22 protein-coding genes are annotated in these 26,060 nt (G+C 53.5%); 14 read left to right on the forward strand and 8 right to left on the reverse strand.

The window, feature by feature from the left end; genetic code table 11:
• Positions 1-498: 498 nt before the first annotated feature.
• The 3 genes from glgP to NSQ80_RS04685 form a co-directional block, all read right to left on the reverse strand.
• A complete protein-coding gene (gene glgP, locus NSQ80_RS04675; RefSeq protein WP_339301578.1) occupies positions 499-2,115 on the reverse strand; it encodes an alpha-glucan family phosphorylase in 1,617 nt (538 codons plus the stop codon).
• A 175-nt stretch (positions 2,116-2,290) separates the two neighbouring features.
• Positions 2,291-2,884, reverse strand: a complete 594-nt coding sequence (locus tag NSQ80_RS04680; RefSeq protein WP_009224645.1) for a DUF1273 domain-containing protein — start codon at positions 2,882-2,884, stop codon at positions 2,291-2,293.
• Positions 2,885-3,412: 528 nt separating this feature from the next.
• Positions 3,413-3,925: a hypothetical protein gene (locus NSQ80_RS04685; protein ID WP_009224646.1), complete on the reverse strand. Its 513-nt coding sequence runs from the start codon at positions 3,923-3,925 to the stop codon at positions 3,413-3,415.
• A gap of 157 nt (positions 3,926-4,082) precedes the next feature.
• On the opposite strand from NSQ80_RS04685, the gene NSQ80_RS04690 reads away from it, so the two are divergent.
• Both NSQ80_RS04690 and NSQ80_RS04695 read left to right on the forward strand, forming a co-directional pair.
• Positions 4,083-5,069 carry a Gfo/Idh/MocA family oxidoreductase gene (locus tag NSQ80_RS04690; protein ID WP_323075851.1) on the forward strand — a complete coding sequence of 329 codons (987 nt, stop codon included), beginning with the start codon at positions 4,083-4,085 and terminating at the stop codon, positions 5,067-5,069.
• 22 nt (positions 5,070-5,091) lie between these two features.
• Complete coding sequence (locus NSQ80_RS04695) at positions 5,092-6,261, forward strand: SEC-C metal-binding domain-containing protein (RefSeq protein ID WP_323075852.1); 1,170 nt, start codon at positions 5,092-5,094, stop codon at positions 6,259-6,261.
• A 76-nt stretch (positions 6,262-6,337) separates the two neighbouring features.
• On the opposite strand, the gene NSQ80_RS04700 is transcribed toward NSQ80_RS04695, so the two are convergent.
• Entirely contained in the window at positions 6,338-8,644 is a 2,307-nt protein-coding gene (locus NSQ80_RS04700; RefSeq protein WP_009224649.1) for a helix-turn-helix domain-containing protein, read from the reverse strand.
• 358 nt (positions 8,645-9,002) lie between these two features.
• Between NSQ80_RS04700 and NSQ80_RS04705 the strand changes: the two genes are divergently transcribed.
• The 7 genes from NSQ80_RS04705 to NSQ80_RS04735 all read left to right on the forward strand — a co-directional run bounded on the left by NSQ80_RS04705 (position 9,003) and on the right by NSQ80_RS04735 (position 18,900).
• Positions 9,003-9,965, forward strand: a complete 963-nt coding sequence (locus tag NSQ80_RS04705; protein ID WP_009224650.1) for an ABC transporter permease subunit — start codon at positions 9,003-9,005, stop codon at positions 9,963-9,965.
• Between the two features lie 18 nt (positions 9,966-9,983).
• Positions 9,984-10,889 (forward strand): carbohydrate ABC transporter permease, encoded by a 906-nt coding sequence (locus NSQ80_RS04710; protein WP_339301582.1) that lies wholly within the window; start codon positions 9,984-9,986, stop codon positions 10,887-10,889.
• 41 nt (positions 10,890-10,930) lie between these two features.
• Positions 10,931-12,580, forward strand: coding sequence for an extracellular solute-binding protein (locus tag NSQ80_RS04715; protein WP_009224652.1), 1,650 nt, complete (start codon positions 10,931-10,933; stop codon positions 12,578-12,580).
• A gap of 60 nt (positions 12,581-12,640) precedes the next feature.
• Positions 12,641-14,080 (forward strand): alpha-L-fucosidase, encoded by a 1,440-nt coding sequence (locus tag NSQ80_RS04720; protein ID WP_260069768.1) that lies wholly within the window; start codon positions 12,641-12,643, stop codon positions 14,078-14,080.
• Positions 14,081-14,119: 39 nt separating this feature from the next.
• Positions 14,120-15,166, forward strand: a complete 1,047-nt coding sequence (locus NSQ80_RS04725; protein WP_260069769.1) for a carbohydrate-binding family 9-like protein — start codon at positions 14,120-14,122, stop codon at positions 15,164-15,166.
• A 6-nt stretch (positions 15,167-15,172) separates the two neighbouring features.
• Positions 15,173-17,800, forward strand: coding sequence for a transglutaminase domain-containing protein (locus tag NSQ80_RS04730; RefSeq protein WP_260069770.1), 2,628 nt, complete (start codon positions 15,173-15,175; stop codon positions 17,798-17,800).
• Positions 17,801-17,862: 62 nt separating this feature from the next.
• Positions 17,863-18,900, forward strand: coding sequence for a glycoside hydrolase family 18 protein (locus NSQ80_RS04735; RefSeq protein WP_009224656.1), 1,038 nt, complete (start codon positions 17,863-17,865; stop codon positions 18,898-18,900).
• Positions 18,901-19,088: 188 nt separating this feature from the next.
• On the opposite strand, the gene NSQ80_RS04740 is transcribed toward NSQ80_RS04735, so the two are convergent.
• Complete coding sequence (locus tag NSQ80_RS04740; protein ID WP_009224657.1) at positions 19,089-19,316, reverse strand: hypothetical protein; 228 nt, start codon at positions 19,314-19,316, stop codon at positions 19,089-19,091.
• Positions 19,317-19,494: 178 nt separating this feature from the next.
• Here NSQ80_RS04740 and NSQ80_RS04745 point away from each other — a divergent pair, with 178 nt between their 5' ends.
• Together NSQ80_RS04745 and NSQ80_RS04750 are read left to right on the forward strand one after the other, a co-directional pair.
• A complete protein-coding gene (locus tag NSQ80_RS04745; RefSeq protein WP_009224658.1) occupies positions 19,495-19,839 on the forward strand; it encodes a DUF1492 domain-containing protein in 345 nt (114 codons plus the stop codon).
• Positions 19,788-20,012, forward strand: a complete 225-nt coding sequence (locus NSQ80_RS04750; protein ID WP_009224659.1) for a hypothetical protein — start codon at positions 19,788-19,790, stop codon at positions 20,010-20,012. Before NSQ80_RS04745 ends, NSQ80_RS04750 begins: the two co-directional genes overlap by 52 nt.
• 155 nt (positions 20,013-20,167) lie before the next feature.
• Here the strand turns inward: NSQ80_RS04750 and NSQ80_RS04755 are convergent, their stop codons facing one another.
• From NSQ80_RS04755 to NSQ80_RS04765, 3 genes are read right to left on the reverse strand one after another with little or no spacing between them, the layout of a single operon-like run.
• Entirely contained in the window at positions 20,168-20,761 is a 594-nt protein-coding gene (locus NSQ80_RS04755) for a DUF4825 domain-containing protein (protein ID WP_260069773.1), read from the reverse strand.
• Entirely contained in the window at positions 20,758-21,435 is a 678-nt protein-coding gene (locus NSQ80_RS04760; protein WP_036644908.1) for a permease prefix domain 1-containing protein, read from the reverse strand. Before NSQ80_RS04760 ends, NSQ80_RS04755 begins: the two co-directional genes overlap by 4 nt.
• Complete coding sequence (locus NSQ80_RS04765) at positions 21,432-21,791, reverse strand: PadR family transcriptional regulator (RefSeq protein WP_036644910.1); 360 nt, start codon at positions 21,789-21,791, stop codon at positions 21,432-21,434. Before NSQ80_RS04765 ends, NSQ80_RS04760 begins: the two co-directional genes overlap by 4 nt.
• Positions 21,792-22,177: 386 nt before the next feature.
• On the opposite strand from NSQ80_RS04765, the gene NSQ80_RS04770 reads away from it, so the two are divergent.
• The 3 genes from NSQ80_RS04770 to NSQ80_RS04780 all read left to right on the forward strand — a co-directional run bounded on the left by NSQ80_RS04770 (position 22,178) and on the right by NSQ80_RS04780 (position 25,964).
• The gene (locus NSQ80_RS04770) at positions 22,178-22,711 is read left to right on the forward strand and encodes a DUF6273 domain-containing protein (protein WP_260069774.1); all 534 of its coding nucleotides are present in this window, start codon (positions 22,178-22,180) and stop codon (positions 22,709-22,711) included.
• A gap of 442 nt (positions 22,712-23,153) precedes the next feature.
• Positions 23,154-24,182, forward strand: a complete 1,029-nt coding sequence (locus NSQ80_RS04775; protein WP_009224664.1) for a LacI family DNA-binding transcriptional regulator — start codon at positions 23,154-23,156, stop codon at positions 24,180-24,182.
• A gap of 363 nt (positions 24,183-24,545) precedes the next feature.
• On the forward strand, positions 24,546-25,964 hold the full coding sequence (locus NSQ80_RS04780; RefSeq protein WP_260069775.1) for an ABC transporter substrate-binding protein: 1,419 nt from the start codon (positions 24,546-24,548) through the stop codon (positions 25,962-25,964).
• Positions 25,965-26,060: the final 96 nt, after the last annotated feature.

Here is a 26,060-nt window from a genome sequence, read left to right on the forward strand (position 1 = left end):
GAAACTGGGCAAATATATATGAAATTTCATATACATTCCCTTAAAACCGCAGAAAACGCTGAAATGTATTCGATTTTTCGCATACATTTGGTGCGGAAGGGAAGTGGAGACGAACTACATTGTGTGGAAGGTGAGTGTGGGCGCACCCATACCAATAAACAACGGTTCGAAGGGGAAGTTGAGCTGCATCGACACCAAATAAATAACGATAAAATAACGATGCGAGGAGGGGAGCCGCATCCATACCAGTAAATAACGGTTTGGAGGAGATAAACAACGGTGTAAGAGGGGAAGTCACATCTACACCAAAAAACGGTGCAAGTGCAACCCCTCACACTGCGTTGCAGCTTTATCCGCCGCATTCACAATCACACCTCATCCACCACCGCTCTCGCCAAGCTCACCATCCGCCGCATCCACCGCGTTCGCCAAGCTCACCATCCGTCGTATTCACCGCTATTGTCACGTTCACCACTGCTTTCGCCGCATCCACCGCTTTCACCGCATATACAGCTTCCGGTAATACTCCTCCAGCATCCGCTTGGTTGAGAATGCCTCGCGGGTGGTTTCGATGCTGCGCTGCATCATCTGCACCCAGCGGGGGCGATCCTCGTAGTAGGCCGGCACGACCCGGTTGAGCAGCGTGTCGTAGAGCGCTGCGCTGTCATGCCGGTCCAGCTCGTCCGGGTCGGCCGACTCGAAGCCGTCGCCGATCTGCCAGCCGTTCTCGCCGTCCAGGCAGGCCTCCGGCCACCAGCCGTCGAGGATCGAGCAGTTCAGCACGCCGTTGACGGCGGCTTTCATCCCCGAGGTGCCGCTCGCTTCCAGCGGCCGGCGCGGGTTGTTCAGCCAAACGTCCGCGCCGCGGGTCAGCTTGGCGCCGATCGTCATGTCGTAGTTTTCCAGAAACACGACGCTGCCAGGATATCGCTTCATCATCGCGACCAGGTTGCTGACGATCCGCTTGCCAGTTTCGTCATTCGGATGGGCTTTACCGGAGAACACAAGCTGGATCCGTCCGGATTCAAGGTAAGGTGCGATTAGGTCCGGACGGGAAAAGATCAGGTCGCTGCGCTTATACGGCGCAGCCCGGCGCGAGAACCCGATCAGCAGCCGCTCCGGATTCAGCTCCACTCCCGACCGCTCGCGGATCAACCCGATCAGCTCGCGCTTCAACTCCATATGGACGGCCCATACATCGCCGCCCTCGTCATAAGCGCGGAGCATCCGCGGGTCGGCCCACGTCGGCAGGTGGATCGCGTTGGTGATCCCGATGATCTCCGCGCGCCCGGCCACGTCCTTCCACATGCGGTTTGCGGTCTCCGCATGCAGCGCAGCCACGGCGTTGGCGCGGCGCGCCAGCCGCAGACCGGCGACGGTCATGTTAAACGGGTTGCCGCCAATCCGCTCCATCTGATCGCGGCTTAACCCGTTAAAGGCGGACATCGCCTCCAGCAAATCCAGCCCATGGGCTTCGTTGCCTTCCTTGACCGGCGTATGGGTCGTGAACACGACCGTTTCGCGGGTATTCCGCCAAGCGGATTCGAAGGTCAGCCCGGCCTGCATTTTTTCGCGGATCAGCTCCGTGGCGGCCAGGGCGGCATGCCCCTCGTTGAAATGGTACACCTCTACCGGGATGTTCAGCGCGCGCAGCGCCTTTACGCCCCCGATGCCCAGCACGATTTCCTGGGCGATCCGCTCCTCGCCGAAGCCGCCGCCGTATAAGCGAGCGGTAATCCAGCCGTTCTCGCTGCCCGGGAGGTCGGTATCAAGCAAATAAAGTGGATTATTGCCAAACTGTTCGGTTTTCCATACTTTGCAAGGAACCTCGGTATTTTTGATCGTCACCATGACGGTGATGCCGGTGTCCTCAAGAAACTCGTATTCGTGATCGGTAAACATATCGTAGGGCCGTCCATCCTCGCCGATCCGCTGATCGGTATATCCTTGCTTCCACTTGATGCCAACTCCGACGAGCGGAGCGCCGATATCTTTGGCCCCTTTGATAAAATCACCGGCGAGGACGCCAAGTCCTCCCGCATACATTTTAAAATCGGAATGAAGACCGTACTCCATGCTGAAATAAGCAACGGTAGGGAGCTGCCTTTCGCCCATGGGAATACCTCCTTTGCTATGCAAACGTCATGCTGCACTGAAAGCGATTTACGCTATTAGTGTAGTCCGGAGGCGGGCGGAAGGTGACTGAAGGGGGATTGGCCCGTGAGAGCGGGGAGAGAGAGGCAGCGGGGAAATGGGGGATTACTGCGTTAACACCCGGGAAGAAATTCGCTTAAGCCGGGCCATATTCATCCGGGCGGATGTCGCTGTCAACGTAAGCCCGCTCCTGTTCTTCGCTAGCGATTGCTTGAATTTCTTCGGAACCGATGTTGATGTAGACGTAACCGTCCTGGGCTTGCTTCTTTAAGGCACGTTCCTTAAAATATTTCGGGCTTGCCTCGCCCGACTCCTCGTCATAGACGAGCAGAATACCATCGGTCTTCCGGAATAGCAGCTCGTCCCGGCCCGCAAACTGCCAAGGGCCGAGGTAAGGATCTTTGCTCGCTGCAGCATAATGGTCGACCTGGCGAAGAATTTGCGAATAGTAGTCTTTTTTCTCATCGCTCCATTTCTCTTCTTGACGGCTGTAGGCGGTGATGATCGAGCATTTCAGCTGGGGGTACCGCTTCCTCAACTCAAACACAGCTTCGCAAGCCCACAGATCCACGCCGTATTGGCCGGGGGTAATGACCCATTCTAACCCTTCTTCCAACAAGGGGATGAGGCGATGGGTGATCGCTTGACGGATATAGGGAATGCCTGGGTGCTTCTGGTTGTAAATACCGAGCTCATGGGCGCGGTAACCGGTGACGAGCAGATTTTTCAAGTTGATAACTCCTTAGCTTCAGTTGTTCCTAGGGCCGATCGCGGCCACGTAACGTATTATACCTTGCTATCCCTTCCCGGCAAAAACAAAAATACCGCCTCGCGCAGGAGGAAGACCTCACCGGCTTGGCGGTAGATGTGCTTAAATCAAGAAGTTGTGATAGCCATTTGACATGGCTCTTACGCGGGATCAGGCAGATCGCCCAAGCCCATGGCAGCGGTTACAAAAAACGCGACCCATTAACCGTGAATCGAGAGTAGGGTAAATACCGTGTAGAACACTGCGTAAAAAACACCCAGCCCAACAATCCATAGAAAAGCGTTGCCTTTCAATTTCTCCGGTTGCCACATGAGGACTCGCTCCTTTACGTTTCACTGGACTTACAAATGTGAACAAATTGTGTCTGACTTAATTATTGAACATTTTGTGTCAAAAATCAAACAATTTATTGAACGAATTCAAACTTTTTTTGAAATCAACAAAAAACCATGCCCCGTAAGGCATGGTCGGTCGCTCGAGTTTCAGTTATTATCCTTTAAATGGGGAAAAGCCTTCCTCCGCCAAATACTCTCCGGCTTCCTCGCGGGTTTCGAAGGCCATTTCCAGGCTTAATCCGGAGTAGATATACCACAAATCATCCTCGTATTTGAGCGTCAGCTTCTCGCCTTTGGCATTTGCCCACACACCCCCGGTTGAGGTGTTCTGCAGGGAAGCGTCTTTCGATCCGGAGTTCACAGAGGGTGAAACGCTGTCTTCGTCCTTCCGGACGGACAAAGCGGTAATTGACGCCTTGACCAGGCGGCGCAGCTCGGGCTCCGCCATGTCCCGAATATTCACGAATCCTTTGGCATCGGTCTCATAACCGTCCAGCAGCCCGGCGTAAACAAACCCGTTCCCGTTGGGGTGCAGGTGGTAGACGACGGTCTTTTTATCATAAACGCTGCCTTCATAGTGGAAATTTACCCGGCCCAGCGATACGTTTCTTTGTTCCAGCTCAGGGAATGATTTGAAGATTTCCAGTTTCTGCTCAAATGTCAGCATGCAGCCCAACCTCTCAAATGGCGAAATTGCGGGGGCTTGTCCTTCCCGCGTCTATTGATTATAGCATATCGGACGCTCCAATTCGTTCCGTTTCCCCATCGGCGGGTTAGCAGTTATAATGAATGGAAGATGAATCGAGCAAAGGAGGAAGGAACGAATGGGAGAGGCGACGATCAAGTGGGGAATTTTAGCGGCTGGGGGAATTGCCGAATCGTTTGCGGGGGATTTGGCGCATGCGAGCAACGGCGAAGCCTATGCCATCGGTTCGAGAAATCTGGAGAAGGCCAAGGCGTTTGCTGAGAAATTTGGGATTCCTAAAGCGTATGGAAGCTATGAGGAACTGGTCGCCGACCCGGAAGTCGATGCCGTCTATGTAGCTACACCGCATCCTTACCATAAGGAAAATGTGATGATGGCACTGCGTGCGGGAAAGGCTGTCTTATGCGAGAAGCCGTTTACGGTCAATGCCGCCGAATTGGAGGAACTGGTAGCCTATGCCCGCGAACACAAGCTGTTCCTGATGGAAGCGATGTGGACGCGGTTCCTGCCAGTCATCCGCCGGGTGCGGGAATGGCTGGCGGCCGGACGGATCGGCGAAGTGCGCATGGTGAAAGCGGACTTTGGCTTCCGCGCCGGCTGGGATCCGGCCGGGAGGCTGCTCAACCCCGAGCTTGGCGGCGGGGCGCTGCTGGACGCCGGCATCTACCCGGTTTCGTTTGCGTCGATGGTGCTGGGGCCGCACCCGCAAAGCATCCAAAGTACAGCGCATATCGGGGAAACCGGGGTCGATGAGCACTTCTCCGTATTGTTGACCTATGAAAATGGGGCTGTCGCTTCCTTAAACGGCGCCGTGCGGTTGGCGATCGGCAACGATGCTTATATTCATGGAACGAACGGCAAGATATACATTCCCGGGTTCCTTAACGCGACCACGGCCACGTTGTATGTCGATGGGGAAGAGCCTGAGACCGTGACCGATGATCGGACCTTTAAAGGTTACGCCTATGAGGCGGAAGCCGTCGGTCTGGCCCTGAATGCCGGGTTGACCGAAAGCAGCGACATTTCGCTCGATGAATCGCTGGCTATTCTGCGCTTGATGGATCAGATTCGCGGGCAATGGGGGCTGAAATATCCGTTTGAATGAAATGAAGAAGGAGTAGTTTTACATGACTGATCAGACGAACCAACTGCTAGAGGAGAACAATATTAAGCATGCGATGATTGGCGAGGTGATGCATCGGCTGTCGGACATCTTGCCCAGCCTGACCAAGACCAGGCTGGCGGCGTTAGCCGCCGTTTATAGCATCCCTGGCCGCTCCAAGATGAAGAAGGAGGAGCTGGCCGCCGCCGTTCAAGCAAGCATTGAGAATCCCGAATCGCTGGAGGTTGCTTTACGAAATAGCAGACCGAAGGAATGGGAGCTGTTCGCCTCGCTGCTTTACGGTTCCTATCAACCAAGCAACGCGACACCTTTCGGATACTACTATTATTTCCTGGATCGCGGCTTGCTGTTTACTTTTTTCACTGATAACCAGTTGCACCTGGTGATTCCGGACGAAGTGAAGGCAGCCTTCCGGAAGCTGGATCAACCGGCTTTCCGGCAAGCGCTGGAACGAAGCCACCGGCTCTACAATTACTTGATGGCCGCGATTAATCTGTATGGAATCATCGCGCCAGCGAAGCTTACGGAAATCTATAACGCGCAGAACAGCCATGCATCCATCACAGAAGAGGACTTGCTGCAACAGCTGAACCAATTTTTACTCCGGACGGATCAGTATTTTGAGCTTCGTCAGGGCTATATCGCCTCCTTGGACATGGAAGACAAAGAATTTGACGAGCTCAAGGGCAAAGTGCAAGGGAAACCTTACTACGTGCCGGAGGCGCAGGAACTGCTTAAATATGCGGATCAAGACTACTTTGAGATGACTCCGCAACTGACGGCGTTGCGGGAGTTTGTGACGAAGGAGTTTCATTTGGATGCGGAAAGCGCGGAGTATTTAGTAGACGACATTCAACTCGGCTGCTCGATGGAAGCTTCCTTGCAGGATCTGCTCTACGAATTCGAACGTCGGGACCTGAACTTCTCGTCGCAGAAGCAGGCACAGCAAGCGGTAGCCCTCATTGGCGACGTATACGATCACACCCGGATGTGGTCCAATGCCGGACACACGTTGGACGAGCTGCGCCGGATGCAGGACAATTCCGGAAGCTCGCAAGCGAGACCTTCCATTCGCGGGCATATCGTTAAGCAAGCCCGGTCGAACAAGATCGGCCGCAACGAACCTTGCCCTTGCGGAAGCGGTTTGAAGTACAAGAAATGCTGTGGAAAATAAACCAAAGCATCAATTCTAAAAGGCTGCCTAAGCACTCAAGCTTAGGCAGCCTTCTTCTCATTCTGGAACCACCGTCTTATCCGACATCGGCCGAGTCCGAAATCGGTGGATTGCTGGATTCCACCTGGGAGTACAGTTTGCGGTACTGGCCCGGAGTTAATCCGGTTTCCTTCTTAAACTTACGGATGAAGTTAGGCGTGTCGAGGTAGCCGACCCGCTGAATAATGTCCTTCAGTGGATCGTTGGTGGACGTCAGATCGTTCATCACCGCCATCATCCGTTTTTGCCAGATGTATTGAACGAAATTGATTCCCATCTGATCTTTGAAGGAGCGGCTGAAATGGGACACCGAAATCGAATATTTGCAGGAGATTGCTTCCAGACTTAACGAGTGATCCATATAATTGCTGTCGATGTAGGCGATAATTCGGTCCATCAGGGAATGCTCTTCCTTGCGTTCGTTATGCAGCGCCAACTCGCAGATCCGCGAAGCAAGGCCAAGGAAATGGCGCTCCAGCTCCTGCAGGGAATTAAACGCATCGGAACTTGGGATTTCGTAGGTCCAATCGCGAATATCCATCTCCATTCCCGTTCGCAGAATTGTATTCAAGATGTCAAAGCTAATGCAGCGCTTCATCTCGACGGATAGCTCCGGATTTTGCAACACCTTCATCGATTCGCCGATCGTTTGGGCGGCCACTTCGTAGCTGCCTTGCTTTAAGCTTTGGGACAGCTTCAGCAACTCGTTCTTAGGCACCCAGGACGTTTCTCCCGGCGCATGGGACAGCTTCTCGAAGAAGGTGATGCTGCCATGCCCGGTAAACATCCGCGATTCAAACGCCGAGCAAGCCTCAATAAACGATTGGTTCAGTTGATCAGGATCGCTGTAATAAGTACCTACACCGATAACCGGGTCGATCCGGAACTGCTCCAGCAGATTGTCGTGGATGCGGTGGACGATCCGGCGGAACTGGTCGGGTCCGGACCAGGAGTCGACCTTGTCAAAGCCAACGATCAGAGCGATTTGTCCGGGTTTAGGCAGCTCCACGCTGTAAAGGCACGCGCCATATTCAGGAATTTCCGCCGCGGCCAGCCGCCCGATCATCGCCTGCCAATCGTGGGTGTTCAGCCGGCTCTTCGCCGCTTCATCCCGGCCGATTACCATGGCGAAATAATGCGCTTTGTTCAGGTTGATCTCCAGCGAGCTTAACAGCTCTGGCATCAGGCTGCGGGCGTTTCCGTATTTCAGCAACATCAATAGAAAATGATTGCGTGCATACGGCTCCTGCAGATCGGCGCGCGAGCTGTATTCCTGCAGCGCCGTACGGATGCGGTCCAGCTCGTTGCCGGTTTTGTGCGGTTTGGCAGCCAGTACGCCGGGCTTCGATTTGGAATCGGCAAACTTGACGAGGTCAAGAATCGGATGAAGCTGACGCCGCGCCAAGATCAGAGCCGCCAAGGTTCCGACGACGGTCAGCACAGCCAGCAGCAGAATCATTAGGCTGCGCAGATGCATCACGCTGTCAAGGAACTGCGAGCTGGGCATCAAGGTGACGTATTCCCAGCCGTTGGTCTCTGACTTGACCGAAACCACGGAATGCGATACCCCGCCTATCTCGATGCTGTGGATTCCTGTTGAAAGCGCAACCAATTGTTGTAAGTCCGATCCCTGAAGCGATTGTTCTTGATTGTTCTTGGAAGCCATGACACGACCGTGGTTATCGAAAATATAAGAAGATCCTTCATAGTTGCCAAGAATTGTATCGATCAGTCGGGTTAATTCCGATTTTGGGATCAAGTACATTAATGTCCCGTGCGGGTTCGGGTTGTTAGGTGTAATCGGAACGAGATAAGCCAAGACCGAATGCTGTATCGTTCCGTTCTGGTTCAGCATCTCGGTGGAGTGAATGACAGGAAACTTGACGGAATTCAGTTCCTCAACCAGTGTAGAGCCTTCCCAGTTCAGAAAATGATAACGTTCGTGAAACACGTCCAGACTTGTCATCCCGGCGGTGGAATAAATCCTCTCATCGCCATGGAAGTAAAGGAACATTTCCCCGATGATTGGGCTGGTCGCCTTGTAATTTTTGAGCGCATTGATCGCCTCTAAGCTGTAATACGGATCATGCACGCGATAACGGGCCAGTTGATCGTCATAAGCAACCCGCGAAGCGATATCGCTGAGCTGCTTAACATGGCTGTCCACGATCGTCTTGGCCTGCGTTAACTGGTTCAAATGGGATTGTTCAATTTCGGAGCGGAGATTGCGGACCGCGCTGTTATAGATGAAGACCGATAACAATGCAAGTGGAACCAGTAGCATGAACAAGTAAGACCAGGTGTATTTTTGAAAAAGCTTAGACTTAAAGTAATTCAGCTTCACGTTACGTCTGCCCCCTCGCCCGCTCTATTTTATTTTTTTATATAAAATGTAAAGGAGTTTGCCGGATAACGCAAGGGAGGAAAGTAGCGGAAGCGGGTGGTAAAAACATGTTATTTTTGCTTGCCAGCGCTTGTTCTCTGGCTTTATTCGGCTTAGATCGCGGCATGAACCGTAAAAAAATACACATTTCCTCCATTTGTTCAGGACAACTAAGTGTTAAGTTTATTTACATGAAAAGATATGAAAATCAATCAATTTGTTAAAATTGCCACGGCGTTTTGTTATCTCGAAGCAAAATGACATATTTACGAAGGCCTGGCGGCCCCATTACACTTCAGAAAAAAAGGAGGAGTCGCCGATGCAGAAAAGCGCACCAACCGCGATCGACACCAGGCCTATAACCCCAATCGCTACCAAAAGTAAACTTAGGACAAAAATCCTCCGGAATTGGCAATTGTACATTTTTATCGCACCTGCATTATTAAGTATTTTGATCTTTAGCTACGTGCCGATGTACGGGATTCAAATCGCTTTTAAAAACTTTATTCCCGTGAACGGAATTTTGGGCAGTCCATGGGTTGGCTTCGATCACTTTGTTCGTTTCTTTAATTCTTATTATTTCTGGGATCTGCTATGGAACACGCTGGGGATCAGCTTATACGGGCTGGCCGTAGGGTTCCCGCTCCCGATTATCCTGGCCTTGGCTTTCAACGAGGTGAAGGACGGCTTCTTTAAACGTACGGTTCAGACCGTAACCTATGCACCGCACTTTATTTCGATGGTCGTAATGGCGGGGATGATCATTACGTTCCTGACGCCTTCAACAGGGATGATCGTGAACTTGATTGAAGCGTTTGGCATCAAGGCTCCTGACTTCTTGTCCGATCCTCGCTGGTTCAAAACGGTGTATGTGCTGTCTGACGTATGGCAAGGAACCGGATGGGGCACGATCATTTATTTGGCCGCATTAACCGGGGTTGATCCGGGTCTTCATGAAGCGGCTATTTTGGATGGGGCCTCGCGTATGCAGCGGATTCGGTACATCAATATTCCGGCGATTCTGCCCACGATTACCATCCTGATGATTCTGAATATGGGCAGTCTGCTGGGCGTTGGGTTCGAGAAGATCCTGCTGCTGCAAAACCCGCTGAACATGGAATCCTCCGACGTCATCTCGACGTTCGTCTACCGGTCAGGCTTGCTGGATGCGCAGTACAGCTTCTCCACGGCGGTTGGCTTGTTCAACTCGGTTGTTAACGCGATATTGCTTGTCACCGTCAATCAGATCGTTCGGCGCGTCAGTGAAAACAGCCTATGGTAGAAGAAAGGAGTGGGGCATGTGGTATCGGCAATTAAGGAAACTCGGCGGGATCGCATTTTTCTAGCATGCAACTATGCGTTTTTGTTTCTGGCGCTGGTCATCGTCGCATATCCGATTATTTACATCATTAGCGCCTCTGTCAGTACCCCGAAATACGTCTCTTCCGGGGAAATGTGGTTATGGCCGATGGGCCTTACCTTCGAAGGGTATGAACGGGTGTTCCGGGATCCGCAAATCTGGACCGGCTACGGGAACACCATTCTCTATACCGTTGTAGGGACGCTGGTGAATCTGGCGGTGACAATCCCGACCGCCTATGCGCTTAGCCGCAAAGACTTTGTTGGGCGGAACCTGTTTATGGGGATCTTTATGGTAACGATGTTCTTCAGCGGTGGTTTGGTCCCGACCTATTTGCTCATTAAGGATTTGGGCATGGTCAACACGATGTGGGCTTTGATCCTACCGGGGGCCACCTCCGTTTGGAATCTTATCGTTTGCCGGACGTTTTTTCAGTCCAACATCCCAAAGGAGCTCCAGGAGGCCGCAGAAATCGATGGCTGCAGCAACTTCCGGCTATTTTTCCAAATTGTGCTGCCCTTGTCGACTTCGATTATCGCGGTAATGGCTCTGTTCTTCGGGGTAGGTCACTGGAACAGCTACTTTTCAGCCATGATTTATCTGAATGACGATGCGAAATATCCGCTGCAGCTTGTGCTACGGCAAATTCTTGTCCTGCAGGAGATGTCGGCGCAAACCGGTTCGATCGACGCCGCTACCGCAACTGCCTTAAATAACCGGGCGGAAGTGGCCGCGCTGGTCAAATATGCGGTGATTATTGTAGCGACGCTGCCGGTCATTGTGGTGTATCCTTTCCTGCAACGTTATTTCGTGCAAGGTGTCATGATCGGTTCCGTTAAGGGATGATCTTGCCATACATTCAAAATATTCAAAAGGAGGATTCATTCATGCAGAAGCTGAAAAGACGGGGAGCATTAGCCTTAAGCTTGCTCCTGCTGGCCTCGTTGCTGGCAGCCTGCGGTTCGTCCGGCAATTCGGGCAACACGGCAAGTAATTCGGGAAATGGGGCGAATTCGGGAACGAACGCATCCAATTCCGAACAAGCTGGTGAAGTGAAGGGCGTTAAGAAAGAGGGATTCCCCATCGTCGATGAGCCGCTTACGCTGACGATGTTTGCGCCCGATGCCGGGATGGCTGATTGGAGCACGATGCCCGTAGTCCAAGAGATGGAGAAGCTGTCGGGGATCAAAGTGGAGTTCCAAACGGCTCCTATCGATAGCTTCAGTACGAAGAAAAACCTGGTGTTCGCCAGCGGTGACCTGCCAGATGCACTGTACGCAGCGGACATTACCCCTGCTGAGCAAGTCACCTATGGCAGCCAAGGGATTCTGATTCCTCTGGAGGATCTGATTGACAACTACGCTCCTAACTTGAAGAAGATCCTCGACGAGAACCCAGATATTCGTAAGAACATCACGACGACGGATGGGCATATTTATGCCCTGCCGTTCATCGATACCGCAGCGGTATGGTATCGCGGTCCGATGTGGTATAACGGCAAGTTCTTGAAGGCGTTAAACGCCGAAGAGCCAAAGACCACGGAAGAGCTCTACACCTATCTGAAACGGGTGAAGGAAGAGGATCCGAACGGGAACGGCAAAGCCGACGAAATCCCGCTCTCGTCCGTGAAGCTGGACGATCTGCGGATGTTCTTCTTCGGGTTCTGGGGGATGTATGACACGACCATCTATGCCGATAAGGACGGCAAAGTGCATTATGCGCCGCAAGAAGAAGGTTATAAAGGGTATTTGACCTTTATGAACCGCCTGTGGAAGGAAGAGTTGCTGGATCACGAGACGTTCTCGCAAACCGATGACCAGAAGAAGGCAAAAGGGAAAAATAACCAAATCGCCTTGTTCAGCGATTATCATCCCTATTTCACGCTCGGCGGGGAACCAAGTGATGAGCATCCGCTGATGACGCCGGTGGCGAGTGAAATTGCCGGTACGCCGGTTTACGGCAAGCATCCGGGCATGTCGGCCAACGGGACCTTCGCCATTACGAAGAGCAACCCGAATCCGGCAGCGACGATGCGTTGGATCGATTATCAATACAGCTATGAAGGTGCAACCTTGTGGACGCAAGGTCCGGAAGGACTGTTGTGGCAGTACAAGGACAAAGAGAACAAAGTGAAGGAATGGCTGCCGGTGCCGGATGGCAAAGACCGTGAGGAGTATCGCGGAACGATTACACCAAACTACGGTATTTTGACGCCGGGGGTCAACCTGAGCGAATTGACGAACGGCTTGAAGACAGAATTTGACGAATGGATTGAACAGCAAACCCAAGAGAAGCTGGCTCCGATCGGCAAACCGCCGTTCCCGAACGCCTTCCTGACGACCGATGAGCAATCCGAGGTGTCTGCGTTGCTGTCTGACCTGAATACGTATGTGACGCAAATGGAAGCGAAGTTCGTTACCGGCCAGGAATCGCTTGATAACTGGGATAAATATGTCAGCCAGCTGAAGAAAATGGGCAGCGATCGCATTGCCGAAGTATACCAAGCCGCTTATGACCGTTGGAATCAAGGCAGCTAAGGCAGCTAAGGTAGCTAATACGAACAAATAAATCTATCGGACCGAGATAAGGAGGCATCCATGAGCGAGAAGGAAATCGCGTATCAGGAGCCGTCGGCCGAGCCGCAGAAGGCGCCCTCCGAGGCGCCTTTTGCAGCTGAACCGGCAGTGGAGCAAGGCGTGCACAATTACAGCAGTGAACGGAACTGGGTGAAACCGGAAGATCCGTTCATCCTCGAGCGGCTGGAATGGTTCCAGGATCAGAAGCTGGGCCTGATGATGCACTGGGGGCCATACTCCCAGCTTGGCCTGGTGGAGTCCTGGGCGCTGAGCGATGAGGACGGGGACTGGTCCCGGAACGACATTGACTGGATCGATGACATGGAACAGTTTAAGCAGGAATATTTTGATTTGAATCGTACGTTTCATCCGATCCGCTTTCAGCCCGAATTATGGGCGAAAGCTGCAGCTGATGGCGGGTTCAAGTATTTAACGTTTACGACCAAGCATCATGACGGATTTTGTATGTGGGATACCCATACCACCAACTACCGGATCACCGGGCCGGATTGTCCGTTCCATATGCACCGTTATGCGGATATTTGTCGGGTGCTGTTCGATGCGTTCCGCGCCGAAGGATTGGCGATCTCCGCCTATTTCTCCAAAGCGGACTGGCATACGCCGTATTACTGGGCGCCGGGCATGGAACGGGGCCGCAGAATGTGGCGCGGACCTTCGTACGATCCGAAGCAGTACCCTTGGCTGTGGGAGCAGTTTGTTCAGTTTACCCATGCGCAAATCATGGAGCTGATGACGCGGTATGGCCGCATCGATATGCTGTGGCTGGACGCCGGGTGGGTGAATGCCCGCCGCGGTCAGGACATTCGTCTCGGCGAAGTGGTGGAGAAGGCGCGGCAAATCCAACCTTGGTTGTTGACCGCGGACCGGACGGTCGGCGGGCCGTACGAGAACCTGATCACCCCCGAGCAAACTGTGCCGGAGCGGCCGCTCACCGTCCCTTGGGAGAGCTGCATCACCATGGGGCATTCGTTCTCGTTCAGCTATAACGACAGCTATAAGTCCGTCCGCGAACTGGTGCATCTGCTCGTCGAAATCGTCGCCAAAGGCGGCAATCTTGCGTTAAACGTCGGGCCGCAGCCGGACGGGAGGCTGCCCAAGCCGGCGTTGGAGCGGATGAAAGGGTTAGGCGAGTGGCTGAAGGTGTACGGGGAAGCGATCTACGGGACACGGATCTGCGAGCCGTATGCTTCCGGGAACATTTACTTCACCCGCAAGGGAGAGACAAGATACGCCTTGATGCTGGTGCAAGAGGACACCGAGGCAATTCCGGAGGAAGTGCTTCTGCCGCTATCCGCTTCCGGCATCATCCGGATCGACCTGGTCGGCGGCGCCGAAGCCTTGGACTTCCGACCGTCTTCCGAAGGCGGGGTGGCGGTGCGCCTGCCCGACGCCGCGCGGCAAGGGGAGACGCCGATCGCGATCGTGCTGCGCATCCGCTAGGCAGTCTTTACTTAAGTCAGGAAGGGAGAGAGAACAACGGTGAATTACAGCGAGGTGCCTGAACCTTCAATCGAATATGCGCCCAAAACCTATGTCTGCAAGCGGGCCGCCGGGCCGCTTGTCCTGGACGGGCGGATCGACAAGCCGTTCTGGGATGCCGCGGCATGGACCGACGACTTCGTGGATATCGAAGGCGATGTGCGGCCCAAGCCAAGCAAACGGACGCGGGCGAAAATGCTGTGGGATGATGAATACTTCTACGTGGCGGCCGAAATGGAGGAGGACGAAATTTGGGCGACGCTGACGGAGCGGGATTCGGTGATTTTCCATGACAACGACTTTGAAATCTTTATCGATCCAGATGGCGACAGCCACCTATATTATGAATTTGAAATCAACGCGCTGAATACGGTATGGGATTTGCTGTTAGTCAAGCCATACCGGGACGGCGGACCGCCGGTGAATGGCTGGGATATTAATGGGTTGCGCACGGCGGTAGATATCGATGGGAAGTTAAACGATCCGACTGCAAAAAATCGACGGTGGAGCGTGGAGGTGGCCCTCCCGTGGGCCGCGCTGCGCGAATGCGCGCCGGAGGGGCGTCCGCCGCTGCCGGGCGAGTTCTGGCGGGTGAATTTTTCCCGGGTAGAATGGCGTGTGGAGGTGCAAGACGGCCGCTACGTCAAGCAAATCAATCCTGAGACCGGGAAGCCTTATCCCGAGGACAACTGGGTATGGTCCCCGCAAGGAGTCATCAACATGCATTATCCCGAGCTGTGGGGTTATGTAGTCTTTGCGGACGAGGGAGCCGATACGGGCGGCGGATCCGCCGGTTTCCCGCTGCCGCAGGACGAATATATCAAATGGGAGCTGCGCCGACTGTATTATCGCCAGCGGAACTATTATGCCCGTCATGGCCGATTTACGGCGGAGCTTACGGAGCTCGTCAGCGCGGAAGAAAGGGATTCGCTACGCATTCATCCGACGGTCGAGGCCGCGAGAAGAAGATTTGAGATTTCCGCGCCAGCTTCGGACGGCAAGGGAATCTATTATATCCGGGAAGACGGAAAACTGTGGAAGGAGTGAGCGTTGATGAGCGTGGAGACGCCGGTGTTTTCGTTAAGTGAACAGGAGCTGGAGCAGATTGAACGCAAGTTTGCGGACATCCGAAAGCTGGCACAGGGCCGGGAGAAGGAATTGTTTGACGTTTTTGACGGCCCTTTAACTGCCGAAGAGGCGTGGGCTTTAAAATTTCTATATGTGCATATGCCGCTAAATGATCTGGCCGATTATGACGGCACGTTTTTCTTGACCCATGTTCGTCAGGCGCTTGCCATCCGTAAGCAGGTACCTTGGGGCGCCCGGGTGCCGGACTACCTGTTCTTGCATTTTGTGCTGCCGGCCAGGGTGAACACCGAGAACCTCGAGGATTTCCGTGAGGTCATTTATGCGGAGTTGGGGCCGCGGACGGCGGGCTTATCGATGGCGGAGGCGATCCTCGAGGCGAATTACTGGTGCCATGAAAAAGCCACCTACATCGGCAGCGACTTGCGCACGCTGTCGCCGATCGGTATGATTCGCAACGCGCGCGGGCGCTGCGGCGAGGAGTCCACGCTGGCGGTTGCGGCGCTGCGCAGCATCGGCATTCCGGCGCGGCAGTGCTACACGCCGCGTTGGGCGCACTGCGACGATAATCACGCTTGGGTCGAGGCTTGGGCTGACGGCAAGTGGCATTATATCGGCGCTTGCGAACCGGAGGCCCGCCTAGACCAGGGGTGGTTCAGCGGTCCGGCACGACGGGCAATGCTGGTGCATACCCGCGTCCCGGCGACCTATTCCGGGCCGGAGGAGATTACCGTCAAGGGCGGCCCGTATGCGGAGCTGAACCTGCTGGCGAATTACGCGCCGACCCGGACGATCGCCGTGGAGGTGCGTGAGGCGGACGGCACGCCGGCGGCTGGGGCAAAGGTGCAGTTCCAGCTGTACAACTATGCCGAGCTCTTCCCGCTGGCCGAGCTGATCACGGATGAGCGGGGCGAAGTCCGGTTCACGACCGGTTACGGCGATCTGATCGTTCGGGCCGTGCGGAACGGGGCTTGGGGGCAGCGGAAGATCCGCATCGCCGATGGCGACCGGTTCGAGATCGTGCTAAGCGGAGCGGTGGCGGAGCAGCCGGCTGGAAGCGAGGACTTCGAGATGGTGCCTCCGCCGGAGCTGGAGGGTCCGGAATCTGAGCCGCTCCCTGCGGAGCAGTTACAGCGGCATGAAGAACGGGTGGCCGAAGGGGCTGCATTGCGCCGTGCTTACGAGGAGACGTTCTTAACGGAGGAGGATGCCAAGCAACTTGCTGCCCAGCTTGGGCTGCCGGCAGACCGGGTATGGAAAGTGCTTGAGCCTGCCCGCGGCAACAGCCGGGAAATCGCCGCTTTCCTGGAGGAGCGCGTCCCGGAACATGGCGAATGGCCGCTGCTTCTGCTCGAAAGCTTGCGGGAGAAAGATTTGACCGATACGATGCGCGAGACGCTGGACGACCACTTGACCGGATCGTTGCCATGGAAGGATTCGTACAACCGGGAGCTGTTCGTGACGTACGTGATGTGCCCGCGTGTGTGGTTTGAGATGATCACCCCTTACCGGAAGGCGCTTCAGAATCAATTTACCGAAGCGGAGATCAAATCTTATCAAGCCGATCCTTCCCGGATTGCTGAGTTCCTGAATGAAGGCTGGAAAGTGCATGAGGGACCGGGGAACCTGCGCGGCAAAGCAGGACCCCTGGGCACATTCCAGCTGCGGATTGCGGACCAAGGTGCGCTGGACATTCTGTTCGTCGCGTTATGCCGGAGTCTCGGCATTCCGGCAAGGCTGCATCCAAGCGAGCTGAAGCCGCAGTATTATGCGGCTGGTACTTGGGTGGATGCGGCAATCGGAAGCGTACGAGAAGGACAGGCGGAAGCCGAGGGCCGCGCCGGCCAATTGCTGCTTCGACGCGAAGCGAATGGCGGAACCGACGCACCAAACGCCTCTTATATGGAGAACTTCACCATCGCCCGGCTGGAAAATGGGTTCTATAAAACGCTGCTGTACCCGCACGGCAAAACCGATGTGTACGATACGGCGTTTGATGTTGAGCCGGGGGATTACCGGATCACATCGGGCGTACGGCTGAAGGACGGTACCGTGCTGGGACGGTTCACGTACTTCCGGGTGGTGGAGCAAGAGCAGACCGAGGTTACGCTGACCTTTCCAGCTCCATCACGGCATATCCCGGTGTACGGGACACCTGATCCCAAAACGCCGCTATGGCAAGCAGACGGGACGGAGACAACGCTGGGGGCGTTATGCCAAGGGCCACGCGGCGCGATGATCGCTTGGCTGGTGCCGGAACGGGAGCCGTCGAAGCATCTGCTGCGTGAAACAGGAGAGCTCGCGGAAACGTTTGACGTCTTGGGGATCCCGGTTATTTTTGTCCTTGGGCGTGAAGAGGACTCACCGGCTCCCGTCGTCCCTGAAGCCGCTGCCCGCTTGCCGAAGGGCGCGGTATTCGCCGGCGATCCGGGTCACATTGCGCTACGCCGGTTCACGGACGCCGGCATCCAGTTAGGGAGCGGAGGGTTCCCGCACCTATTTGTCCTGGACCATGAAGGGAACGTCCGTTACGTGCAATCGGGTTATAAGCCGGGAAGCGGCAAGGAAGCACTCCAGATTTTAAGCGATTTGTAGCTGTGTACGACGACAACTCAGGTTTGCGCGAGTAGCCGCGCAAACAAAGGGAGGAGCACCAAATGAGCCGGAACTATGTGGTGGCGGGATACGTTAGCGACCGCCACCTCCCTGAACTGACGAAGGAAGAGCTGAAGAAGCTGACCCATATCAATATCGCCTTTGGCCATGTGCGAGAGGACCGGATTCAAACGGGACATTTGCAAAACTTGGGCCTGCTGCCCGAACTCAAACGGGAGAATCCTGACTTGACGGTCCTGCTGTCCGTAGGCGGCTGGAGCGCCGGCGGCTTCTCGGAGGCCGCTTCAACGGAAGCCGGGCGGCAGGCAATGGCCGAGTCGGCGGTCCGCGCCGTCACGGAATATGCACTTGACGGGGTCGACCTGGATTGGGAGTATCCCTGCTATGCCGAGGCGGGGATTGCTGCCAGCCCGGACGACAAGGCGAATTTCACGCTGCTGCTGCGGACGATGAGAGAGGCGCTGGATCGGCAAGGCGAACGGGATGGCCGCCATTATGGGCTGACGATCGCCGCTGGGGCGGACCAATATTACATTGACGGTACGGAGATGGCTGAGGTCCAGCGTTACCTTGATTTCGTCCAGCTGATGACGTACGACATGCGCGGCGGCTTCCAGACGTTGACCGGGCATCACACCAACCTGTACACAGGAACCGGGGACCTGTTCCGCATTAGCGTTGACGCCTCGGTGAACCTGTATATTCAGGCCGGGGTGCCCAAGGAGAAAATCGTCATCGGCGCAGCGTTTTATTCACGCATGTGGAAGGACGTACCAAACGTGAATCGCGGGCTGTATCAAATGTCTCCCGGCCCGGGTGGGTACGGCCCGGACTTTACTGCATTAGCCGCCGAGTATATCGACCGCAACGGATTTGTCCGTTACTGGGATGAGGAGGCGAAAGCGCCGTATCTGTTTGACGGCCAAACGTTTATCTCCTATGACGATGAAGCATCGATCCGCTGTAAATGCGATTACGTCAAGGCGCAAGAACTGGCCGGGGTGATGTTCTGGGAGTATGGCTGCGATCGGACGCACCGGCTGCTTGATGCACTGTACCAAGGGTTAAAATCACCGTAAGGAACAATCTTAAACTTTCCTAGCCTGCAAAAAGCCTCATGCTTCGCCAACCTTGAACCAAAGGGATAGCGAGCAGCATGGGGCTTTTTGTTATGACATCAATCGTTCTAACTTTGCCGGGCCCGTCATAGATATAAATAGGGGTGTTTTTACCCGCATCTGCGGTACAACCTTAGGCCTGAGGATTTTCACAGTTTCCTAGATTCTTTGCTGCCGGAGGCTCCTGAGGTCTGCCGATCTTCGCCCAGAATATCATCCAGCCGCTGCACTTCTTCGGAGAGAGCCTGCAAGGAAGCCTCGATGTTGCCCAATTTATCGCCAACGGTTTGCAGCACATATTTGATCAGGATGAAGCAAAGTGTGACGGGAAAGCCAACATTAGCAACCAACGACACAATATCTGCAACCTGCATCATGGGTACCTCCTTGAACTTTTTTCGGGCCCTTCACTATATGGGGAAAAAAAGTTTGTCATGGCACAACCAAAATATAGAAAAAATGTTATAATCATTACTACTTATATAATTATGGTTGTATAACCCCCTTAAAAATTTCCCTATACATAGAAGATGAAAATGAAAGGGGGAGGTAGTTTTGAAGGAACAACATACCGTGTACGAGCAATATCGGAAAGAAGTTTATCGTATTGCATGGAGGGTTCAATACAGAGCGAGAGTCGTCAGAAAACGGGAATGTTCATTCAATGGAGTCGAGCCGGCCGTAACCTGCTTCACCTCATCTTCTGATAATAAAATTGTTGTAAGACAGCTGATCAATGCGCTTCCTTCTACGACGGGAAAAACGATCATCTCCAAAATCTATCTACAGGACAAAACGGAGGGGGAAGTCGCCCGCGAGTTGAATATGAGTCAGCAAGGGGTGAACAAATGGAAACGAAAGATGATCAAAGAGTTGTCCCGGATGATGAAGAGTTCCTGAGTTTGCTTCAGAAAGCAAGGGATAACGATCCCGATGCGACGTTAAAGTTAATCGAGCTGTTTAAAGGCGATATTGTGCATATAAGCAAGTATATTCATATGTCCGAAGAGGACGCCGTTTCCGACATCATTCTCGAGTTTCTGGAGATGATTAAGAGGCGGGAGGAGAAGTAATTGACATGCAAAAAAAGTCGGTCAGGAAGTTCATTCCTGATCGACTTTTTTAAATTTTTTGATGAATCCGGTTGTAAATGCGGTTTTTGATTTTCCCTTATAGATGAGTGCGGTAAAGGGGCTTTATCAGATAAAAGCGTTGGGAGAAGGAAGCGTTAAACGGATAGAGTCTCGGTCTCATGGAAAAGCTCCTGGAACGCTCGCCACGCGTAATCCCGATCTGTCAGCTTGTTTTGCACCGCAGCTTGCCAAACGGCATGGTCGGTGGTTAAAGACGAAAACTGATCTACGCCGTACCAGTCTAGCAGTTCTTCACGCGTTACACGGTAGGCCGCCGAACCTTCGTTAAAAATCACGGCCTCCAGGTTATCGATATAAGCAAAAGCGGCCGTGGCGCTGTATAAATACGCTCGATCGCGATCGACATCCGCCATCGGCACCGAAGAATCCAGATTCACTTGCACGGTGAACACGTCCGGATCAAGGGCAAAAGAACGAATCGGTCCCAGGGGGAGCGAAAGGAAGAGGCCCGAAACTTTAGAAGCATTGCCCATGTAAGGTGTCGCAAAAGAGGCCGTACGGGTGATGTCATGGGTCAGCGGATTGTTTTGCGCTTCGTTGTAGAGCGCCCCCTGCTTATCCTGGCGCGGTAGCGCCACGCCTTCCACCACGCCCAAGCAGACGAATCCGGCAAGGAGCAGGGCGAAAATTCCGATGTTCCAACGTTTGAAGGTTTGTCTCGTCGTCATGCTTCCCAATCACCTACTTCATGTTTTGTCAGCAACGAAGCGCTCAGCTGGAACGCCAGCGGAATCCCAATCGTGAGAAACGGCTTGGCGTATTGGATGCCCAGTAGCGCAAACTGATAAGGACCGCCGATCTTCACTTGATAGCCAAACCAGATATTGCTCCCGAACCGGAGGGCCGTAATCGCGAGCAGGGTGACAAGAATGAACAACCCCCACAGCAGCCACACGATCCGGCTTCGCCGCCGGGCCGCCGCGATATGTCGCGGAGCCGTTACTTCAAGCGCTTGGCCGCGCCACGTTAAATGCAGCACGAGATAAAAGAGGCCAAGAACCAGGACGAAGCCCAGAAGGAAGAAACTTAACGGCGTGCGTTCGATCAAACGTAATGGAATAGTGAAGATCCACAGAATGATGGCTAAAAACAGCATCTTTTGCATCCATTCCAAACGATAGCGGTTTACATAGATCAGTGGGTGTTCGTCGATCAGCCCGTCGATGCGGGTGAGGCTGGATGTTGCCGTTCGGACGGCTTGTTCGTAATCCATTCCGCCAGCCATGAGATCGGCGACTTTGGCTTCCAGATTACCGATGATTTCCTCTTTCATCTCACGGTTTCGTCCGGTTGCCGGGTAGCCGGCAAATAAACGATCCACGTGGTTTTGCAACGAATTCATGATGGGGATCCCTCCTGTTTCTCGATCAGAACGTCGATGATCTCGCGGGAAAATTTCCATGCCGCCAAATTGGCTTTGTAAACCTCGGCTCCCGCAGGGGTGACATGGTAATATTTGCGCCGCCCGCCCAAACTGCGATCTTCCCCCCAATAGGATTCGATCAGCTTCTGGGCCTCCAATCGCTTTAAGCTGGTGTAGAGCGACGGCTCTTTCAATTCGTAACGTCCTTGGCTAATGGAGGAGATGGATTTCATGATCTCATACCCGTAGTTATCTCCCTCCTCCAGCAGCACCCGAAGAATAATCGTATCGATGTGGCCGCGGATCAAATCCCGGCTGATGGCGCTGTCGTTCACTTTGTTCACCTCTTTTGAAACAATGTAATACATATTACTATGTGTGTCAATGTAGTTGATGCTTGGTTACTTTGTCACTAGATCGCTAAGTCAGTAAGTTACTAGATCACTAGATCCTATGGTCGCTTGTTATTGGCCGAAGAAGAAGTCTCATCGATTAGTTGTTGCGGCCCCCCCTGGGAACTTGTTGTAAAATAGATAGACTGAAGAAGAGGAGGGGAGTCTTATGGATGGTAACCATCAACCTGCTTCTATGCCGCTCCATCATGCGATTCATCCGGGGGAACGGATGACCTTCGGCTCGTACCCCCATTCAGCCGATGGGACGGTACAGCCGATCGTATGGCGGGTTCTCCAAAATTCAGGCAACGAGTTGTTTCTGTTGAGTGAAGAGATTTTGGACTGCAAGCTTTTATCACGGGAAAAGCGCGGATGTTTCGTGGCGGGATGCCGTAGACATCATCTGGCGCGACTGCGATTTGCGACAGTGGTTAAACGAGGAGTTTTTCGCTGCTGCCTTTAGCCCGGAAGAGCAAGCGTTGATCGAGCCGGCTTATTGCACAGATAACGGGGAAGGCTGCCCCGATACGGAGGACAACGTGTTTCTGCTGAGTGTAGCGGAGGTGAAGGCATTCACCGCAAGCCTTGGCAAGGACTGGATGACCGCCGTAGGGACGGATTATGCGAAATTGAAGAAGCCCGACGGCTGCAGCCTTTATGTCTATGACAAGGGCGAGGAAGTCAATTATGTGCTGCGAAACGGTCAGAAGCTGGGCTGTTCCTGGTGGTGGCTGCGCACGCAGGGCAATTTACCTTCGCGCGCCCATTTTATCGGTACGGGATGCAGCATCCGCAGCTATGCCAACGTCAGTCTGGCAAGGGATGGCGTGCGGCCAGCAATTAAGTTGAGTTATGTTTAATGAATGGATTTAACGGAACGTACAGCCCTTATTTCGCATGGAAGCAGCTGGTCGGAACTTTTAACGGAATCAGATGACGTTATTTGGCTCGAATAGGCTAGAGCGAGGTTGATTTACGTCCAATAACGGCCTTACGTTCCGTTAGAACGGGAAATCTCGCGGGAAATGGACTTTAGCGTCATTTGGTTCCGTTAGAGCAAGAACGAGGTATATCGTCTCGCCCCCAGTCAGTCCGTTTACGCTGCATTTGAACTTCTTAGGCAGGGAAATGCCAATGGGGGAGTGCTTACGAGTAGCCGGACTCAAAGGGATAAAGGTGAGAAAGGGGGCGGACGGGCTAGGGTCACCCCTAGGATTGTAAGCGCTTCAAAAAAATCTTGTCATCGAAAAAATCCCTTGTTATAATCGCATTGAAAAGCTTTTCAAATCGAGGATACAAACGATGAACAAAAACAAAAGCAAACCAACGATCCGTGATGTTGCTAAAAAGGCGGGGGTCTCCATCAGTACGGTCTCGCGCGTCATGAACGCGCCGGGTACGGTGGTGGAGAGCAAGCGAAAGCGCGTGCTGGAGGCGATTCAGGAACTGAACTACCAGCCGAACGCGTTCGCCCGCGGACTGATTTACAAGAAGTCTTTTACCTTAGGATTGTTGATTCCCGATATTGAGAACATGTATTACGCGGGAATGATCCGGGGAATGCAGGATGCCTGCAACAAGCTGGGGTACAGCCTGATGATCTGCAACACGGACCGTGATAAGGAGCGGATGTTGTCGTATATCGATACGTTTCATGAGAAGCAGGTGGACGGGATCGTATTTGCGAGCGACAAAATGTTTCCGGAGTATTACGAGAAACTGATTGGTTGCCGCATCCCCTGTGTCATGGTGTCGTCCCATTCGGACGACTACGATATTCCGTGCGTCGAAGTCGACGACGAGGCGGCAGCTTATGACGCAGCCGTTTACCTGATCGAGCTTGGTCATCGCCAAATCGGTATGATTGGCTTCAATCACGACAATTCCATTTCAGGCCCGCCGCGATTCGCCGGGTTTGTTCGGGCCATGAAGGAATACGGACTGACATCGAATATCGAAAACGTGAAATTTGCCAGTCACTATTTTGAGCATGCGTATCAGGCGGCACATGAGCTGTTTACCGAGCATCCTGATTTGACCGCGGTGTTTTGCGTTGCCGACGAATTTGCCATGGGGACGATTTCGTATCTTCGGGATCGGCACATTCTTGTCCCGGGGCAGGTGTCCGTCATCGGCTTTGACAACCACCGCATGGCCAGCATGTATATTCCTAAGCTGACCACGATATCCCAACCCATCTATGATCTAGGCCACCGTGCTGCAGAGAAGCTGCATGAGCTGCTGACGACCGGGAGCGTGGCGGTGCCCAGAGAGATCCTCCAACACAAGCTGGTCGTAAGGGAATCCTCACGGGAAAGAACCATGGTGTAGCCAAGTAATAACACACACAACGCAATACAACACACACAACGCAATACAACACACACAACGCAATACAACATACACAACGTAACACACATCGTAACACAACACACGCAATGTAACACAACTCACACATTCCAACACTCACCACGAACCATTTGAATCGTATTCTGAAAAGCTTTTCAAAAAAGCGGAACATTCCGGCTGGGTAGGTCATACACTTATACCGAATTGAAAACGGATACAGGCCTATATTTATCGTCGCCTGCTGCTGAAAAGCTTGATTAAGGAGGTGATTCGCCGGAATCGAATAAAGGTCGTCAGACCTACAGATGGTTGTTCCTAAATCATATCGAAGGGGATGTAGGGTCAATGAAAAAAAGATCAAAATGGACTTCCTTATTGCTCGTTAGCGGGTTATCGTTCACACTTCTCCTCAGCGCCTGCGGCGGAGGGAACAATGCGGCAAATAATGAACCGGCGGCTCCGGCTAATACGGGAACCACGGAACAGAACACAAATGATACCGCCGCAACCAATGACACTTCCACCGGCTCTCCGCTGGAGTTGGCGTTGAAAGGTGAATATAAAGGGACGAAAGTTACGATGTTTGGTCCGTTCGTAGATGCTGACCAAGTGAAATTCGAAACCAGCATCAAAGAGTTCGAGGAGAAAACAGGCATCGACATTCAATACGAAGGCTCCAAAGAGTTCGAAGCGACCATTAACGTCCGTGTAGACGGCGGCAACGCCCCCGACATCGCGGACTTCCCGCAACCGGGTCTGCTGGCTGCCGTTGCCAAGACCGGTAAGGTCATCGATCTGACCAACATACTCGACCAGGAGAAGCTGAAGGCGAACTACAACCAAAGCTGGCTTGACATGGCGACGATGGAAGATAAGGACGGCAATAAAATCATGGCGGGCATTTGGAACCGCAGTAACGTAAAGAGCTTGGTATGGTATCCGAAGAAGCAATTTGAGGAAGCGGGTTATACCATTCCGCAAACTTGGGATGAGCTGATGGCGCTGACGGAGCAAATCGCCAAGGACGGCGACACGGCTTGGGGGATCGGTATCGAAAGCGGCGCGGCAACAGGCTGGCCGGCTACCGACTGGGTAGAAGACATCATGCTCCGCACGACCTCGCCGGAAAACTATGATAAATGGGTTAGCGGTGAACTGCCGTTCACTTCCCCTGAAGTGAAGCATGCTGTTGAAGTAATGTCGGAAATCTGGATGAATCCGGATTACGTGTATGGCGGAACGAAATCGATCGTAACGACAGCATTTGGGGATTCGGCGTTACCGATGTTCGACAACCCGCCGAAGATTTGGCTGCATCGTCAAGCGAACTTTATCACCAGCTTCTTCCCGGAAACGGCGAAGATCGACGAAGACTACGACTGGTTCTACCTGCCGCCGATCGACGAGCAATATGGGAAACCGGTGCTGGTAGCCGGCGATATCTATGCCATGTTCAATGATCGTCCTGAGGTTCGTGCGGTTATGGAATTCTTTACGACAGGCGAATCGATCAAATCGTGGGTACAATCCGGCGGCGTAATCGCTCCGATGAACGATGCTTCGCTTGACTGGTATACTTCCGAGGCCGATCGTCGTATGGCTCAGCTCGTGCAGGATGCGACCACGCTGCGGTTTGACGGCTCTGACCTGATGCCGGGTAAAGTAGGTGCCGGTACCTTCTGGAAAGGCATGACCGACTACGTGAGCGGTACGTCCACACTGGATGAAGCGTTGGCGCAAATTCAGGAAGGCTGGAATAACTAAGCCCGATTCTGGATCTGCGGCATAAACGATAACTAAAGCACCGCGGAGGGGCGCGCGAGCCGAAACGTGGGTTCCGGCACACACGCCCCTTCCTTT

Source organism: Paenibacillus sp. FSL K6-2441 (assembly GCF_037964765.1).
GTDB lineage: Bacteria > Bacillota > Bacilli > Paenibacillales > Paenibacillaceae > Fontibacillus > Fontibacillus phoenicis.